The organism is Thermomonospora cellulosilytica (assembly GCF_014138835.1).
GTDB classification, from domain to species: domain Bacteria; phylum Actinomycetota; class Actinomycetes; order Streptosporangiales; family Streptosporangiaceae; genus Thermomonospora; species Thermomonospora amylolytica.
The window spans coordinates 694813-711826 of sequence record NZ_JACJII010000001.1; the positions used below are offsets into that span (position 1 = coordinate 694813).

The 17014-nt window shown below is 72.2% G+C and carries 13 protein-coding genes; 6 read left to right on the forward strand and 7 right to left on the reverse strand.

Going from position 1 to position 17014, the window contains the following annotated elements:
- Positions 1-3 precede the first annotated feature (3 nt).
- Both HNR21_RS03285 and HNR21_RS03290 read right to left on the reverse strand, forming a co-directional pair.
- Positions 4-1425: a serine/threonine-protein kinase gene (locus HNR21_RS03285; protein WP_182703984.1), complete on the reverse strand. Its 1422-nt coding sequence runs from the start codon at positions 1423-1425 to the stop codon at positions 4-6.
- 104 nt (positions 1426-1529) lie between these two features.
- A complete protein-coding gene (locus tag HNR21_RS03290) occupies positions 1530-3110 on the reverse strand; it encodes an acyl-CoA synthetase (RefSeq protein ID WP_182703985.1) in 1581 nt (526 codons plus the stop codon).
- A gap of 242 nt (positions 3111-3352) precedes the next feature.
- On the opposite strand from HNR21_RS03290, the gene sigE reads away from it, so the two are divergent.
- The 3 genes from sigE (at position 3353) to HNR21_RS03305 (ending at position 5820) form a co-directional block, all read left to right on the forward strand.
- Positions 3353-3877: an RNA polymerase sigma factor SigE gene (sigE, locus tag HNR21_RS03295; RefSeq protein WP_246442893.1), complete on the forward strand. Its 525-nt coding sequence runs from the start codon at positions 3353-3355 to the stop codon at positions 3875-3877.
- A gap of 357 nt (positions 3878-4234) precedes the next feature.
- Entirely contained in the window at positions 4235-5116 is an 882-nt protein-coding gene (locus HNR21_RS03300; protein ID WP_182703987.1) for an alpha/beta fold hydrolase, read from the forward strand.
- Between the two features lie 155 nt (positions 5117-5271).
- Positions 5272-5820 (forward strand): YceI family protein, encoded by a 549-nt coding sequence (locus HNR21_RS03305; protein ID WP_182703988.1) that lies wholly within the window; start codon positions 5272-5274, stop codon positions 5818-5820.
- A gap of 251 nt (positions 5821-6071) precedes the next feature.
- On the opposite strand, the gene HNR21_RS03310 is transcribed toward HNR21_RS03305, so the two are convergent.
- A complete protein-coding gene (locus tag HNR21_RS03310; RefSeq protein WP_182703989.1) occupies positions 6072-7418 on the reverse strand; it encodes a sensor histidine kinase in 1347 nt (448 codons plus the stop codon).
- A gap of 283 nt (positions 7419-7701) precedes the next feature.
- Between HNR21_RS03310 and HNR21_RS03315 the strand changes: the two genes are divergently transcribed.
- Positions 7702-9183: a glutamate-cysteine ligase family protein gene (locus HNR21_RS03315; protein ID WP_119731744.1), complete on the forward strand. Its 1482-nt coding sequence runs from the start codon at positions 7702-7704 to the stop codon at positions 9181-9183.
- Between the two features lie 38 nt (positions 9184-9221).
- Here HNR21_RS03315 and HNR21_RS03320 read toward each other — a convergent pair whose 3' ends face one another.
- Complete coding sequence (locus HNR21_RS03320; protein WP_312880818.1) at positions 9222-10481, reverse strand: PucR-like N-terminal domain-containing protein; 1260 nt, start codon at positions 10479-10481, stop codon at positions 9222-9224.
- Between the two features lie 359 nt (positions 10482-10840).
- On the opposite strand from HNR21_RS03320, the gene HNR21_RS03325 reads away from it, so the two are divergent.
- Positions 10841-12286, forward strand: coding sequence for a phytoene desaturase family protein (locus HNR21_RS03325; RefSeq protein ID WP_182703991.1), 1446 nt, complete (start codon positions 10841-10843; stop codon positions 12284-12286).
- Between the two features lie 94 nt (positions 12287-12380).
- Positions 12381-13319, forward strand: a complete 939-nt coding sequence (locus HNR21_RS03330; protein ID WP_182703992.1) for a hypothetical protein — start codon at positions 12381-12383, stop codon at positions 13317-13319.
- A 9-nt stretch (positions 13320-13328) separates the two neighbouring features.
- Here HNR21_RS03330 and HNR21_RS03335 read toward each other — a convergent pair whose 3' ends face one another.
- The 3 genes from HNR21_RS03335 to ccrA form a co-directional block, all read right to left on the reverse strand.
- The gene (locus HNR21_RS03335; RefSeq protein ID WP_182703993.1) at positions 13329-13976 is read right to left on the reverse strand and encodes an NUDIX hydrolase; all 648 of its coding nucleotides are present in this window, start codon (positions 13974-13976) and stop codon (positions 13329-13331) included.
- Complete coding sequence (locus tag HNR21_RS03340; protein ID WP_182703994.1) at positions 13973-15511, reverse strand: hypothetical protein; 1539 nt, start codon at positions 15509-15511, stop codon at positions 13973-13975. Before HNR21_RS03340 ends, HNR21_RS03335 begins: the two co-directional genes overlap by 4 nt.
- Positions 15512-15675: 164 nt before the next feature.
- Positions 15676-16995 (reverse strand): crotonyl-CoA carboxylase/reductase, encoded by a 1320-nt coding sequence (gene ccrA, locus HNR21_RS03345; RefSeq protein WP_182703995.1) that lies wholly within the window; start codon positions 16993-16995, stop codon positions 15676-15678.
- Positions 16996-17014: the final 19 nt, after the last annotated feature.

The following is a 17014-nucleotide window of genomic DNA, read 5'->3' on the forward strand; positions in this document are numbered from 1 at the left end:
TTCTCAGGACCCCTCGATCCGGAACGTGCGCAGCGCCGCGTCGAAGACCCGCTGCGCCGGCGTCCAGCGATTCTCCGGAGCGGTGAACAGGAATTCGTAACCCGCCATCCGGCAGCGCAGAACGCGCCGGTCCCCGGTGGTGAACTCCCATTCCGCGGCCCCGTCGGCCAGTTCCGGCACGGCCTCCAGGCGGATCCTGCGATATCCCGGGTACGTCCCGGCGGCCAGCGCCGCGTGCTCGGCCTGGCGCAGACCGGCCAGCGCGTCCCCCCGCACCGGGCGGATCCGCAGGTGACGGCCGGTGGCGGCGTCGGTCCAGTGCACGCCGTCGTCGCCCTCGACGCGTCGCCACGTCGCCGGAACCCGCACCGTGTACCCGTCCGGCCCCCGGTGCGCGACGGTGCGCGAGACGCCCTGCGCGGACAGCACCGCCGTCCCGCCGTCCGCATGACGCCGGGCGGTCGACGCCCCGACCACCATGACCGTCGCGGCCAGGCCCGTCACCGCGACCAGCGCGGTCACCCGCGGCCGCCGTGACAGCAGCGAACGCCCGGTACCCCACCACGGGCGTTCCGGGCGCCAGGTGTCGTCGGGACGCTCGGCGGCCTCCTCCAGCAGCAGGTCGACCTCGTCGGCGCCCAATCGGGCCGCCGGGTCCTGGCGGAGCAGCCCGTCGATCAGGGTCCGCAGCGCCGGGCCCGCGTTCCACGGCGGCGGGTACTCCCCCAGCAGCACCGCGACCATCGTGGCCAGCGCGTGCGACCGGTGGAACGGCGAACTGCCCTCCACGGCCGCGTACAGCGTGACGCCCAGCGACCATAAATCCGAGGCCGCGCCGCCGGGTGCGCCCAGCACCTGCTCGGGGGCCAGGTAGGCCGGGGAGCCCTCGATCCCGGCCACCATCGTGTCGACGGTCGTGCGGCCGTTCAGCATGTGCACGGCCAGCCCGAAGTCGGTCAGCAGGACCCGGCCGTCGTCGGCGATCATCACGTTGCCGGGCTTGACGTCCCGGTGCAGGATGCCCTTGGCGTGCGCGGCGCGCAGCACGCCCAGCACCGCCCGCCCGATCTCGGCGGCGCGCTGCGACGGCAGCGGCCCGTCGCGGGCCAGCACCTCGTGCAGGCTGCGGGCGCGCAGCAGTTCCATGACGATCCACGGGCGGCCGTCCTGGTCGAGGACGTCGTACACGGTGACGACCCCGGGATGGCGCAGCGCCGCGGTGGCGCGGGCCTCGGCGAGGATGCGGCGGCAGATGGCGTGCCGTTCGCTGCGGGTCATCCCCTCGGGGAGAACGGTCTCCTTGACGGCCACGTCGCGGTCGAGGATCTCGTCATAGGCCCGCCATACCGTTCCCATGCCGCCTTTTCCGATGACGGAGAGCAGCCGGTACCGGCCGGCGAGCGGTTCTCCCGCTTCGACCCTCATGTGGTGGTTTCTCTCGCGAAGGGAGCCAAGTCATCCTCCGCGACACGCCACGAATGTTTGACCGGTACGCGCGTGTCATCCGGGGACCACCCCGCGGAGACGGGTCACGTCTCGGTGAGGACCGTGCGCGCCCACTTGTAGTCGGACTTGCCGACCGCCGTGCGCCGCACCTCCGGCACCAGCTTGAGCCGGCGCGGCAGCTTGTACCCGGCGAGCCGGTCGCGGAGGAACCCCGTCAGCTCCTCCAGCGTGGGCTCGGCCCCGGGCCGGGGCGCGACGACCGCCGAGACGCACTGGCCGAACCGCTCGTCCGGCAGGCCCACCACGACGCAGTCGTACACGTCGGGATGGTCCTTCAGCGCGACCTCGACCTCCTCGGGATAGACCTTCTCGCCGCCGGTGTTGATGACCAGCGAACCCCGGCCGAGCAGCACGATCGTGCCGTCCTCGGCCAGGGTGGCGAAGTCCCCGGGAACCGACCAGCGGGTGCCCTCGGCGTCGGTGAAGAACGTCGTGGCGGTCTTCTCCGGGTCGTTGTAGTAGCCGAGCGGGATGTGGCCGCTGCGCGCCAGCCGGCCGATCTCGCCGGGGCGCACGGGCCGCAGGTCGTCGTCGAGAACGGTGATGCCCGGGCCCATCTGGAAACGGGCGGTGCCCTCCTTGCCGCCGACCGCCGGGCCGCACGCGCCGGTCTCGGACGCGCCGTAGGTGTCGAGGAACATCACGTGCGGCAGCGTCGCGCGGATCTCGTCCTTGACCGCGTCGGTGAGCGGCGCGCCGCCGGAGGCCACGGCCAGCAGCGAGGACACCTCGTACCGGCCGGTGGCCAGTTCCCTGGCGATGGGCCGGCCCATCACGTCGCCGACCAGCATGATCACGTTGGCCTGCTCGGCGGCCACCAGGTTGAGCGCGGTCACCGGGTCGAAGGCGTGCTCGGTGTAGAGCACGACCTTGGTGCCGCCGAACAGCCCCATCAGCGCGACCCACTGGCCCGCGCCGTGCATCACCGGGGCGCAGTCCAGCACGGCCATGGGGGGCTTGGCGGCGTTCTCGGCCAGGGCCTCGGGGCTGGTGATCGGCTCGCCCAGGATGTTCCCGCCGCCGAGGGCGCCGAAGAAGATGTCCTCGCACCGCCACACCACGCCCTTCGGGTAGCCGGTGGTGCCGCCGGTGTACATGATGTAGTGATCGTCGTTGGAGCGTTCCGGGAAGTCATCGGCCGGGGACGCGTCCTTGAGGGCGTCCTCGTAGCGCACCGCCCCGGGGATCTCCTGGTCGCCGCCGTCCTCCAGGACCATCAGGTGGCGCAGCCCCGGCAGGTCGGCGCGGACCTCCTCCACCCGGGCCAGCAGGGAGCGCTCGCCGATCAGCGCCACCGCGTCGGAGTCGGCCAGCACGTGGCGCAGCTCGGCGGAGACGTACCGGTAGTTCACCGGAACGGGCACGGCGCGGATCTTGAAGATCCCGAACATGCTCTCCAGCCACTCGGCCCGGTTCCAGGACAGGATCGCCACGTGCTCGCCGGGCCGCACCCCCGCGGCGGCCAGATGGTGGGCCACCCGGCTCGCGCGCTCGTCCAGCTCCCGGTAGGTGCGCCGTTCGGCGCCCGCCACCAGCGCGGGACGGTCCGGGCCCGCCTCGGCCATGATCTCCAGGAGGTCGGCCAGGTTGTAGCTACGCGCCATCTGAGTCCTCGCTGTCGGGCCGGGTGCACCTCGGACGGTGTCCGAATCTGCCCCGACCGTGGGTAAGTGTTCAATTATGCGCCGGGTGACCGATGATGACACGGACCACATCTCCGGGGCCATGTCTTTGTAACGCCCGTCACCCTCCACCCCGTCCTTACGGCGCTCTTATCCGGGTACGGGCACAGTGGGCCGTAACGATTTCGCATCAGCAGCGGGGGTTGACGGTGAGCGCAGGTTCGATGGCGTGGACGCCGCCGACCTGGGAGGAGATCGTCCGCGAGCACTCCGCCCGGGTGTTCCGGCTGGCCTACCGCCTGACCGGGGACAAGCACGACGCCGAGGACCTGACCCAGGACGTGTTCATCCGGGTCTTCCGCTCGCTGTCGTCGTACTCCCCCGGCACCTTCGAGGGCTGGCTGCACCGCATCACCACCAACCTCTTCCTCGACAAGGCCCGCCGCAGGCAGCGCATCCGCTTCGACGCCCTGCCCGACGACGCCGCCGACCGCCTGGGCGGCCGGGAGCCGGGCCCCGCCCAGATCTACGAGGACCGCCACCTCGACGCCGACATCCAGGCCGCCCTCGACTCCCTGCCGCCCGAGTACCGCGCCGCCGTCGTCCTCTGCGACATCGAGGGCCTGTCGTACGAGGAGATCGCGGCCACCCTGGGCGTCAAGCTCGGCACCGTCCGCAGCCGCATCCACCGCGGCCGGGCACACCTGCGCAAGGCCCTCGGCGACCGCACCCCCGTACACATGTCTTGAGTGGGGGGGCGACCCCCCACGCCCCCGCGGGCGGTCGGACCATCCTCGCGTCAGGCCCCTGCGCTCGCCTGGCGGCTCGTTCCGGGGCCTGCCGCTGCGGTGGTCCGACCGCCTCAGGTGAACCGGAGCTCCGCTGGAGCTCCGCTCCGGTTCACCTGGGCTGCCGCGCTTCAGTTGCTGTGGAAGTTCTGGGGGCTCCGCCCCCAGACCCCCGGCTGGATCAACGATCAGAGGGGTGTGTCTGCCTGTGGGATGAGGGGCTGCGGGCGTGGATGCTCCGGGGCGGACAAGATCGCTGGGGTTTCTGTGGGGCGGATCACTGGTGACCGGGGGGTCACTTGGTTCTAACCTCATGGCGTGGAGATCGTCTACGAACGCCGGGGTGAAGGGCCGCCGCTGGTCCTGCTGCACGGGATCGGGCATCGGTGGCAGGCGTGGGCGCCGGTGATGGACCGGCTGGCGCGGGAACGGGACGTCGTCGCCGTCGACCTGCCGGGGTTCGGGGCCTCGCCGCCGCTTCCGGCGGGCCGGCCGTACACACTGGACGTGGTGCTGGAGATCCTGGCCGGGTTCTTCGACCGGCTCGGGCTGGGCCGGCCGCACATCGCGGGGAACTCGCTGGGCGGGCTGTTCTCGCTGGAGGCCGCGGACCGGGGGCTGGTGAGCTCGGCGACGGTGCTGTCGCCCGCCGGGTTCTACACCAGGCCGGAACTGGCGTGGGCGACGACCGTGCTGCGGGCCTCGCGGCTGGGGACGCGGCTGCCGGAGTGGCTGCTGGGCAGGCTGGCCCGGGATCCCAGGCGGCGCCGGGCCATGTTCGGGATGATCTACGGGCATCCGGACCGGCTGGACCTGGCGGAACTGCTGGCGGACGGCCGGGCGCTGCGGGACTGCGCGGGCTTCGAGCCGACCATCCGGGCCGGGGGCTCGGTGCGGTTCGCGGGCTCGTGCGCCGGGGTGCCGGTGACGATCGCCTGGGGTACGCGGGACCGGCTGCTGCTGCCGATCCAGATGATGCGGGCGCAGCAGCGGCTGCCGGAGGCGCGGTTCGTGTGGCTGCCGGACTGCGGGCACGTTCCGATGGGCGACGATCCCGAGCTGGTGGCACGGGTGCTGCTGGAGGGCAGCGACGTTCCGCTGCTGGAGCCCAAGGACGGCGCGGGGCCGGGACGGCGCACGGTCGTGGGGACCGCCGACGTGGACGTCGAGGACGCCGAGGACGTCGAGCGGGCCTCCTGAGGGTTCTTCCGGGGAACGCCCGGCCGCGGGTGCGGCCGGGCGTTCTGCGGGTATCGGTGGTGTCGGTCTCCGATCCGGGGAATAGTTGACTCTGGTTGAAGGTTAAACTAGCTTGAGCATGTAGTTGAAGATTCAAGCAATTGGAGGGCAGTCCCATGAGCCTGGACACCGTCGCCCCCGGCCTGACCGCCGGCACCTGGAACATCGACCCCGCGCACTCGGAGGTCACCTTCGCCATCCGCCACCTGATGAGCAAGGTGCGCGGCGTGTTCACCGACTTCTCCGGCACCGTGGAGATCGCCGAGGACCTGGCCAAGTCCTCCGCCACCGTCGAGATCAAGATGGCCTCCGTCGACACCCGCAACGCCGACCGCGACAACCACGTCCGCTCCGCGGAGATCCTCGACATCGAGAACCACCCGGTGATGACGTTCCGCTCCACCGGCCTGCGCAGCGAGGGCGGCGACCACTACCTGGACGGCGAGCTGACCATCAAGGGCGTCACCCGTCCGGTCACCCTCGAGGTCGAGTACAACGGCGTCGGCGAGGACCCGTGGGGCGGCACCCGCGCCGGCTTCTCCGCCAGGACCTCGATCAACCGCAAGGACTGGGGCGTCGAGTTCAACATCCCGCTCCAGGGCGAGAAGGTCCTGCTGAGCGACAAGGTCGACATCCAGCTCGAGATCCAGGCCGTGCGTGCTTGATTGCCGCGGCGAAGCCGCGGCGGCTCGCGGGCCTGGGGACGCGTGGTCGTTCGTCGTCGCGGTTCAAGATCGCTCGTTCCTCGCGATCTTGAACCGCTCCTCCTCACGACCACGCGGGCCCGCTCGCGGTGGCCTTCAGGACCTTCGGGTGCGAGGTCTTGTGACCACGAGGTCTTTGTGGGCTGTGTGCGAAGCTTCGGGGCCGTCCGCCGTTCTGGTGGGCGGCCCTTTCGCGTGTCGGGGCGGCCGGGTCAGGTGAGGGGGAGGCGGAGGGCGAAGCGGGCGCCCTTGGGGGTGTCCTCGATGGTGAGGGTGCCGTTGTGGGCGGTGGCTATGTCGCGGGCGATGGCCAGGCCCAGGCCGGTGCCGCCGGCGGAGCGGCTGCGGGCGGTGTCGAGGCGGGTGAAGCGTTCGAAGACGCGTTCGCGGTCGGGTTCGGGGATGCCGACGCCGTCGTCGGTGACGGTGAGGACCAGGTGGGGGTCGGGGGCGGCGGGGTCGCGGGCCAGGCGGACCTCGATGAACGTCTCGGCGTAGCGTTCGGCGTTGTCGAGGAGGTTGTGCAGCAGGCGGACGAGCTGCATGCGGACGCCGCGGACCTCGATGCCGGGGTGCAGGTCGGTGCGCAGGCAGACCGGGGGGTTGCGGCGGGCCAGCTCGGCGGTGACCAGGTCGGTGAAGTCGATCCGCTCCTGGGCGGCGGCGCCGCCGGTGCCGATGCGGGCCAGCAGGAGCAGGTCGGTGATGATCGACTCCAGCCGGTCGGTGTCGCGCAGCGCGGCCCGCACGACCTCCTCCAGGTCGGTGTCGTCGGGGTGCATCGCGGCGTCCTCCAGGTTGGCGCGCAGCGCGGCGATCGGGGTGCGCAGCTCGTGGGAGGCGTCGGAGGCGAACTGGCGCTGGCGGGCCACCGCGTGCTCCAGCCGGCGCAGCGTCTCGTTGGCGGTCCGGGCCAGCTGGGCGATCTCGTCCTCGCCGGGCGGCTCGGGGACCCGGCGGCTCAGGTCGCTGGCGGTGATCTCCGACAGCTGGGTGCGGATCTCCTCGACCGGGCGGAGGGTGCGGCCGACCATCCGCCACGTGACGTAGGCGACCGCGGCGGACAGCAGGAGCACGATCGTCCCCAGCAGGGCCTCCAGCAGCCCCGAGGTCAGCATCACCGGCATCGGGGCGGCGGCGTAGACCACCACCGAGTCGGGCGCGGTGGTCGCCCGGATGGCCTCCACCAGCATGCACCGCGGATAGCCGGGCCGCCCGCACTCCACGTAGTCGTGGATGCGCTGCTCGGCGGTGGGACGCAGGTCGCTGACCGGCGGACGGCCCCAGGCGGCCCGGTTGGCGTTGCGCACCCGCCCGTCCGGCCCGACCACCTGCAGCATGATGCCGTCGGCGTCGGCCGGGATCGGCGTCCGCAGCGTGCCGTCCCGCACCGCGCCGCTCACCCGCCGGCCGGCCAGCTGGGTCTGGGAGAGCATCTGCGAGGTGACGACGTCGCGGACGATCAGGTCCACCGCCACCGCCAGCGCCCCCAGCACCAGCACCGACACGACCGCCGCGATGACGGTGTCCCGGGCCCTGATCGACCGGGGGCGTTTCATCGGCCCTCGCTCCGTTCGCGGTGGTCGGGAACGTGAAAAGTCGTCAGACGCATCACTGGTCGCAAACGGAGCATATGCAACAGGGACATGAGCGGCGAGTGGACACGGGAGTGGAGATCAAGTGTCTCCTGGTCAACAGGGATGTGACGGTCGGGAGACCGGATGCGGGCCGGTTCGTGGAGTGAGGGTTGTCACTCCGATACGGGTATGTCCCACATGGTTTGACGCGGGCTGGGAAAGGAGAAGCGTTTTGTAGTTGTTCGTCCGGATCGAAAGGCATCGCATGGGCAAGGACGTGCCCCGGTTCGCCATCAGCGGGGAGGACCGGCGCCGGTATCGCGACAAGGTGCGCCGCAACCTGGACGTGCTGGCCCGCATGCTGCGTGAGTCGCAGTTCGAGTTCCACCGGCCGCACATCGGGCTGGAGATCGAGCTCAACCTGGTCGACGGGCGCGGCGAGCCGCTGATGCGCAACGCCGACGTGCTCAAGGCCATCGCCGATCCGGCGTGGGCCACCGAGCTCGGACAGTTCAACGTGGAGGTCAACATCCCGCCGCGGGAGCTGGGCGGCGGCGGGACCGGTGAGCTGGAGCAGGAGATCCTGGCCTACATCCGGCACGCCGACCAGCGGGCCCGGGAGCTGGGCGGCGCGCTGGTGATGGTGGGCATCCTGCCGACGCTGCGGCAGGCCGACATCGGCGAGGAGGCGCTGTCGGCCAACGAACGCTACAAACTGCTGAACGAGCAGATCTTCGCGGCCCGCGGCGAGGACCTGTACATCCGGATCGACGGCACGGAGCGGCTGGCCGTCCACGCCGACACCGTGCTGCCCGAGGCCGCCTGCACCAGCGCGCAGTTCCACCTGCAGGTGAGCCCGGACGCCTTCGCCTCGTACTGGAACGCCGCGCAGTGCGTCAGCGGCGTCCAGGTGGCGCTGGCGGCCAACTCGCCGTTCCTGTTCGGGCGGCGGCTGTGGCACGAGACCCGGATCACGCTGTTCGAGCAGGCCACCGACACCCGGCCGGAGGAGCTGAAGTCGCAGGGCGTGCGGCCCCGGGTGTGGTTCGGGGAACGCTGGATCACCTCGGTGTTCGACCTGTTCGAGGAGAACACCCGGTACTTCCCGGCGCTGCTGCCGCTGTGCGAGGAGGAGGACCCGGTCGCCACCCTGGAGCGCGGGGACATCCCCCAGCTCGGTGAGCTGAGCCTGCACAACGGCACGATCTACCGCTGGAACCGGCCGATCTACGCGGTCGTCAACGGCAAGCCCCACCTGCGGGTGGAGAACCGGGTGCTGCCCGCCGGCCCCACCGTCGCCGACATGGTGGCCAACGGCGCGTTCTACTACGGGCTGGTGCGGATGCTGGCGGAGGAGGAACGGCCGCTGTGGACGCGGATGTCGTTCGCCGCCGCCGAGGACAACCTGCACCGCGCCGCGCGCAACGGGATCGACTCGCTGATCTACTGGCCCGGGTACGGGGAGGTCCCGGCGACCGAGCTGACGCTGCGCCGGCTGCTGCCGCTGGCGCACGAGGGCCTGGACCGCTGGGGCGTGGACCCGGCCAAGCGGGACCGGCTGCTCGGCATCATCGAGCAGCGCTGCCTGACCGGCCGGACCGGGGCGCAGTGGCAGATCGACATGGTCCGGCTGATCGAGGAGAACGAGGACGTGTCGCGGCACGAGGCGCTGCGGCGGATGACCAACCGCTACATCGAGCTGATGAACACCAACGAGCCGGTGCACACCTGGCCGGTCGAACTGTGACGGCGAGCCCTCCGAGGCGCCCGGCTTCGGAGGGCTACCTAGCGGCGTAGTGCGACGACCTCGCCGGAGGCGGTGCGGCGGGAGCGGGCGGCGCGGTGCTCCTGCTCGGTCAGGCAGCGGGCGCGCAGCACGATCTCCAGCTCGAAGCGCAGGTCGGGGTCCAGGAGCTGGTCGCCGAACAGGTCCTCGAGCTGGCGCAGCCGGTAGCGGACGGTCTGCGGGTGGACGTGCAGCCGCATCGCGACCTCGTTGGCGTTGCGCCCGGACTGCAGCCAGGCCAGCAGGGTCTCGGCCAGCCGGTCCTGCTGGCTGGGCCGCAGGTGCGCCAGCGGGGCCAGCCGGATGCGGGACAGGCCGTCCAGCAGTTCCTCGTCCTGGAACAGGATCAGCGTGGACAGGTGCTCGGCGGCCCGGATCACGCCGGTGTTCCGTTCGATCAGGCCGCGTTCGGCCAGCACCAGCGCCCGGCGCGCCCACTCCATCGAGCGGCCCGCCTCGGCGACCGGGACGGTGGGGCCGACCACCGCCGTGCAGCCGCCCAGCGTCCGGTCGATCAGCTTGGCGCGGCCGGGTCCGTCCGGGTCGGGCACGATCAGGCTGGGCACCGGCCGGGTCAGGTCGGCCAGGATGTCGGGCGGGAACGCCGGATGGGCGGGGTCGTAGGGGTGCTTGCCGAGGGCGACGGCGGCGACGGTCCGCGGCATCGGCCACTGGGCGGCGGCGGCCTGGTCGTTGATCGCCTCCGGGGAGGCCGGGGGCACGGCCAGCAGCAGGCTCAGCAGCCGCTGCCGGCGGCGCTGCATCTCCCCCGCCACGGCGGCCTGCGCCTGCGCGTATCCGGCGGCGGCCGCGGCGGCCAGCTCGTCCTGGTAGGCCAGCAGGGCCTCGCCGATCGCGCCGAGCGTGGCGGGCGGCATGTTCAGGTGGACCGCGCCCTCGCAGATCCGCCGCCAGGCCACCATCAGCCCGACCCGCAGCGCCGACTGCATGGCGTCCAGGCTGCGGCCCTCACCGGCCTCGCCGCGCCCGATGGCGTGGAAGAAGTCGGTGACCGACTCGTGCTCGCCGTCGGGGTCGGCGACCCGTTCCACGAAGTAGTGCAGCACCCGTTCGACGGCCATCCGCAGGGTGCTGGAGTAGGGGGCGTCCGGCGGCCGGTCGTACTCGCGGACCCGGGCCTGGATCTCGCCGATCATGTCGTCGGCGACCTCGTCGAGGTACGGCCGCATGTGCTCGGCCAGTTCCCGGGGCACCTCCGCCCAGGGCCGGTTCGGGTCGGTCGAGCTCTGCGCCGCCACGTCGACCCCCTGCCCTCGTTCACGCTCCGTCAGTGTGCCGCGACCAATCAGGTAATTGGTTACTTTCACAGCAGTGTGCCGCAAACCACCTCGCAAGAACAGCGGAAGGCCAGTGTAGACGGGCATTCTCCACATTCCGGACACACTCCCGCGCGCACTTCGGATGGCCCGGATTTCCCGCTCCAGCACCCTCTCCAGGAACTACTACATTCTGTAGTTATTCACTCACGGTAACGTCGATTTCCCGGACACCCCGCCGCGGCCGGCGCCGCCGTGACCTGGTGACGAGCGGGCGGATACGGAAGGCTGGAGTCCGCCCGCGGCCGGCGGCCGTTCACGCACGCCACAGGAGGCAGCCGATGGGAAGCGTCGACGCGGTGATCGTCGGGACCGGGCCGAACGGGCTCGCCGCGGCGGTGACGCTGGCCCGCGCCGGGCTGGCCGTGGAGTTGTACGAGCAGCACGACACGATCGGCGGGGGGCTGCGGACCGTCTCGCTGTTCGACCCGGACGTGCGGCACGACGTGTGCTCGGCGGTGCACCCGATGGCCGCCGCATCGCCCTTCTTCCGCGAGTTCGGGCTGCAGGAGCGCGGGGTGGAGCTGATCCGGCCCGAGATCGCCTACGCCCATCCCCTGCCCGGCGGGCGGGCCGCGCTCGCCGCCGCCGACCTGGACCGCACGTGCGCGGGCCTGGGGGCCGACGGGGAACGGTGGAGGCGGCTCATGGCCCCGCTGGTCGCGCGCGGTCACGGGGTGGTGGACCTGATCATGTCCGCCCCCCGCCCCCGGCCGTCCGATCCGGTGGCCGCGGCGCTGTTCGCCCTGCGCGCGCCGAGGCTCGCCGTCGGGTCCGGGCCGTTCGCCGGGCAGGAGGCGCGGGCGCTGCTGGCCGGGGTGGCCGCGCATCTGGTCGGGCCGCTGCCCTCGCTGGCGGGCGCGGCGGTGGCGCTGCTGCTCGGGCATCTGGCGCACGGCACCGGGTGGCCGTTGCCGCGCGGCGGCAGCGGCCGGATCGCCGACGCCCTCGCCGCCGACATCCGCGCGCACGGCGGCGTCCTGCACACCGGCCGGCGGATCACGGACCTCGCTGAGCTGCCCCGGGCGAAGGCGGTGCTGCTGGACGTCGCCCCCAAGGGGCTGCTCGCCCTGGCCGGAGATCGGCTGCCGCACCGCTACCGCCGGGCGCTGGGGCGTTTCCGGTACGGGCCGGGCGCGGCCAAGGTCGACTTCCTGGTGTCCGAGCCCGTCCCGTGGGCCGCGCCGGAGGTGGCCGCCGCCGGGACCGTGCACCTGGGAGGCACCCAGGAGGAGGTCTTCCGCGCCGAGACGGCCACCGCGCGGGGTCGCCGGGTGGCCGAGCCGTTCGTTCTCGTGGTCGACCCCGCCGCCGTCGACCCGTCCCGCGCGATCCCCGGCAAGCGCCCCGTGTGGGCGTACGCGCACGTGCCGAACGGGGACCCCCGCGACCCGGTGGACATCGTCCGCCGCCGTATCGAGGCGTACGCCCCCGGCTTCACCGACACGATCATCGCGGCGCGCGGGGTGCCGGCGGCGCGGATGGAGGACCACAACCCCAACTACGTCGGCGGGGACATCTCGGCCGGGGCCATGACGCTGCGCCAGGCGCTCCTCCGCCCCACGCCCAGGCTCGACCCGTACCGGACTCCGCTGCCGGGGGTCTATCTGTGCTCGGCCTCCACCCCGCCCGGCCCGGGCGTGCACGGCATGTCGGGCCACCTCGCCGCCCTGTCCGCCCTCCGCCGCGAGTTCGGCGTCCGCACCCCTCCCTCGCCGTCCCCGTAGCCGGGGCGGGACTGTCGTAGCGAACTCCTAGCGTGCTCGGCGAGTCCTATCGGGCGATCACCGTCACCACGGAAGGAACCCCATGCAACCGGACGTGCTCCACAGGGCCCTGCTGACCGCGTTCACCGAACGGGGCTACCAGGCGGCCCTGCTGGACGAGAACACGCTCAGCGTCACCCTGCCGGGCGGCGACGCCATGCAGGCCGACATCGAACAGTGGCGGTTCCACGCCGGACGGAACCCGATGGCGGACCTGCCGGGGCTGGCCGCCTCCTACGCGGACCAGTTCGCCCAGATGATGGCGCAGATCGACGCGCACGAGGCCGGCGCCGGGCGGTACTCGACGGCCGAGGACGTCCGGGTGCGGATCTACCCCGACGACATGCTGACCGCGGAGATGCGCGAGGCGCTGGTGACCCGGCCGCTGGCGCCGGGGCTGTGGGAGACGGTGGTGGTGGACTACCCCGACGCGATCATGCCCCTGCAGCGGAGCCTGCTCGGGGGCGAGAGCGAGGCGGCGGTGTTCGGGCGGGCGCTGGCGATGTCGCTGCACAAGGAGCCGTACGACACCACGACGCACATGCTGTGGGACGTGCCGCTGCTGCACATCCACGCCGCCCACCGCTACATCGGCGCCCCGCACCTGCACGCGCTCGGCCGCCACGTGCCCCTGGAGTCGGCCCCGTTCGGGGCTCTGGTGGCGCTGCCCATCCCGGAACTGCTGCTGGTGCACGTCCTCGGCGGCACGGAACCGGCCCAGGCGATGCACGCCATGCAGGCGATGGCCCTGCAGCACTACGAGCACGGCGACAAGGCGATCACCCCGGAGGTCTACTGGTGGCGTCCGGGCGCGTACGAGCGGCTGCCCGAGCCGCAGGCGCTGGCCGGCGGGCAGGTGCCCGACCTGCGCCCGGCGCGGGTCGAGTTCGTCCAGGAGGACGGATCCGACCGGGTCACCGCGCAGATCCACAGCGACGACGCCTTCTTCGAGATGCTCCAGCGCCTGCTGACGGCGCAGTCGGGACGGTCGTAGCCCGGTCCCTCAGCCGTAGGGCGCCAGTCCTCGCGCCTGCGCGTGCAGCAGGGCGGCCAGGGTGAACGAGTCGGTGATCTCCCCGCGCTCCAGCATGGCGGTCAGCGCGGGGAGATCGAGGGTGAGGATGTCGTTGATGCCCTCGTGGCCCGAGGGGCGGGTCGGCTCGCCGACGGCCGCCCAGAACAGGTCGACGACGCCGCCGTACAGCCCGGTGTCGGTGTGGAGCCGGCCGATGTGCTCGATCCGGTGGAGGCCGCCGCCGAGTTCCTCGGCCAGTTCCCGGCGGGCGTTCTGCTCGGGCGTCTCGCCGGGGTCGCAGAAGCCGCGGGGGATCTCCCAGTGCCACCGCCGGGTGGCGTGCCGGAAGTGGCGGATCAGGACGACCCGGCCGTCGCGGACGGGCAGGACCGCCGCGCCCGCCGAGCCGGAGGTGTGCAGGATCCGCAGGTATCCGCCGGTGCGGCCGTCGGGGAAGCGGACCGGGTCGCGCACCACCGTGACGTACGGGTCGCGGTAGCGGATCCCGTAGGGGCCGTGCTCGTCGGGGAACTCCGGCAGGATCTGCACATGCCCGCCGGGCGGGTTGACGAACAGGTCCGGCCGGGACCGGCGCAGGGCCTCGTAGGCGTCGTGGTTCGGGTCCGCGTCCGTCATGCCTCGTCCGATATGTCCTGCCCGTTCCCGTCGCCGGGTTCTGCCGTGGGCAGGTTAGCGAGCCGGTCGATCAGCGTGCGGGCCTCTCTGGCGGGATTGTCCATCCGCAGGTCCAGGAGCTTGACGGTGGTTTCGATCCGCCGCCTGGCGCCGCGGCCGAGGAGCCTGCCCACGCCCCAGCGGATCCCGACCCGGGTGGCCCGTGCGGCGGTGAGCCCGGCGGCGGTGCCCACCACCTCCACGGCCGGTCCCGCCGACTCCGGGGAGTACAGCAGGGTGATGGTGAGGGCGCCGATGTCGATGCCGATCTCGGTGACCCCCGAGTACCTGTCGGCCGCCTCCCCGGTGCGGCGGCGCGCGGAGATCTGCTCCGCCCTGCCGAGCATCTCCAGGTACGCCCGGGTGATGGCCCGGGCGCCGGTGTCGTGGTCGGCGAACGCCTCCACCGAACGGCTGTTCATCAGCCGGGCCAGGGCGTCCCGGTAGTCCCGCCACTCCTTCTCCCGGCGGGTCGAGCGGATGTCGGCCAGCGACAGCCGGTCCAGCGTCGGCACCGACTCCAGAAGCCGTTGCACGTCCTCGAACGCCAGATTGCGCAGCAGCGTGAGGAGCTGGTCGGCGTCGGTCCCCGGCAGCTCGTCCCGGCCCCGGCCGCGCAGCGCCGCCAGCCCCTCCTGCAGGGCGGTCCGGCGCGGCGAGTCGGCCGGGGTCAGGCAGAAGACGTCGACCGCGTCGGCCAGGTTGGCCGCGTACTTGAGGTCGATGAGCTGCTTGACCTCGGCGGCGTGCGGCTTGCCGGGGTCGTAGCGGCGGTCGGCGACGTTGGTGCCGTCGGCCGTCACGAACCGCTCGTAGAGCCCCTGCCGGGTCACCAGGCGGTCGGCGTCCAGCTCGTCGTGCACCCAGCGGCCCACGACCCGCAGCCGCCGCAGCACGCTGCGGGCGTGCTCCATGTCGTCCAGATCCAGGTCCCGTTTCAGCGCCTCCGGTTCGAGCTGGGTGAGGTTGTTGACGAACGCGTTGAACTCCTTGGCCACGTTCCGGGCGAGCTCGGCGTTCTCCTTCTCGTCCCACGACAGCCGCAGGCAGGACATGGGGGTCTGCTCGACCACCTCCCGCCATGCCCGGAACCCTTCGGCGACCTGGAACGAGGGCGGCTCGGCGGGCAGCGGCGACGGCTCGTGCAGCAGGTACGGCACGATGACGCCGTCCCGCAGCAGATCCCGGAACGCCTCCCGGTCGGGCCCGTCCCGCAGGTAGTCGGAGTAGACCTCGGGGTTGTTGTAGAGGTAGGCCCGGTTGACCACGACCCGCTCGGCCCCGAGCACCGCCCGCAGGTACTCGGTCCGCGCCTTGCGGGACCGTTCCCGGTGCACGGCGCCGGTCACCTCCCCGGCCCGCATGACCTCCGCCAGGAGCCTGCGGTCGAACCACTGGTTGTCCAGCGCCTGCGGCACCACCGTGATGGAGCCGGCCAGGTCGCCGGCCTCCATCGGCGTGAAACTGACGTCGCCCTCGTCGATCGTGTCCGCCACCACCGGCTCCCATCGGTCGAATCCCGCCAAGTTAGACCCGGGCCCTCGGCGACGGGCCGCCAGAATCCGACCATTGTCCACATCCGGCCAGTCGACGATTCACGACGGCGATCACGGCGACGGCCGTGACCCCGCGGCGCGGGGTCACGGCCGTCGTGATCCGGTCAGCGGCCCCGGTAGAGGGTGATGTCCTCCTCGCCGAGGCGCTCGCGCCGGGCGGGGTCGTCGATGCCCTGGTGCTCGGCGGTGGCGCTGATCAGGATGCCGACCTTGCCGACGTGGCGGTTGGTCTGGACGGAGCGGACGGCCTCGCCGGTCCGCTCCATCGGGTAGACCCGCGACAGGGTCGGGTGCAGCAGGCCCAGGGCGAGCAGCCGGTTGGTCTCGACGGCCTCGGCGTAGTTGAAGCCGTGGCTGCCGACGATGCTCTTGACGTTCATCCACAGGTACCGGTTGTCGTACTCGTGCCGGTAACCGGTGCTGGAGCCGCAGGTGACGATCCGGCCGCCGCGGCGGGCCACGTAGACCGAGGCGCCGAAGGTCTCCCGGCCCAGGTACTCGAACACGATGTGCGGGTCCTCGCCGACCAGCCGGCGGATCTCCTCGCCGAGCCGCCGCCAGCCCTTGGGGTGCGACAGGCCCCGGTCGCCGAAGTCGATCTCGGACCGGTTGATCACGTGCTCGCAGCCCTGGCGGCGCACCAGCTCGGCCTTCTCTTCGGAGGAGACCACCGCGACCGGGATGCCGCCGGCGTTCTTGACCAGCTGCACCGCGTACGAGCCCAGCCCGCCGGTGGCGCCCCAGATGAGCACGACGTCGCCCATCTTCATGCGGGCGCCGTGCTTGCCGATCAGCATCCGGTACGCGGTGGCCGCGCACAGCGTGTTGGCGGCGGCCTCCTCCCACGACAGGTGCGCGGGCTTGGGGATCAGCTGGCTGGCCTTGACGACGGTGAACTGGCCGAACGCGCCGAAGTTGTTCTCGAAGCCCCAGGCCAGCGCCTCGTCGCCGAGCAGGCCGTCCTCGTGCACCGCCGGGTCCTGCTCGTCGACGGCGTTGGCCGAGACGACCACCTTGTCGCCGACCTTGAACCGGCGGACGGACTCGCCGACCCGCACCACCACGCCGGCGGCGTCCGAGCCGAGGATGTGGTACGGCAGGTCGTGCCGGGCGCCCCACCTGCCGGTGCGGCCCAGCTTCTCCAGGAACGCGAAGGTGGGCACCGGCTCGAAGATCGCCGTCCACACGCTGTTGAAGTTGACCGCCGCCGCCATCACCGCCACCACGACCTCGTCGGGGGCGAGTTCGGGCATCTCCACCTCGCCGACGTGGATGGAGCGGCGGACGTCCTTGTCGGTCTCGCCCTCGAAAATGCCCACCTCGTCACGCAGGGTGTAGGCCGCCTGGAACCGGGTGGGCAGGTCGCACTCCAGCAGCTCGGCGGGGGAGGCGCCCTGACGTACGGCGTCGAGCAGTTCGGACATCGTTCACCTTTTCCGGAGG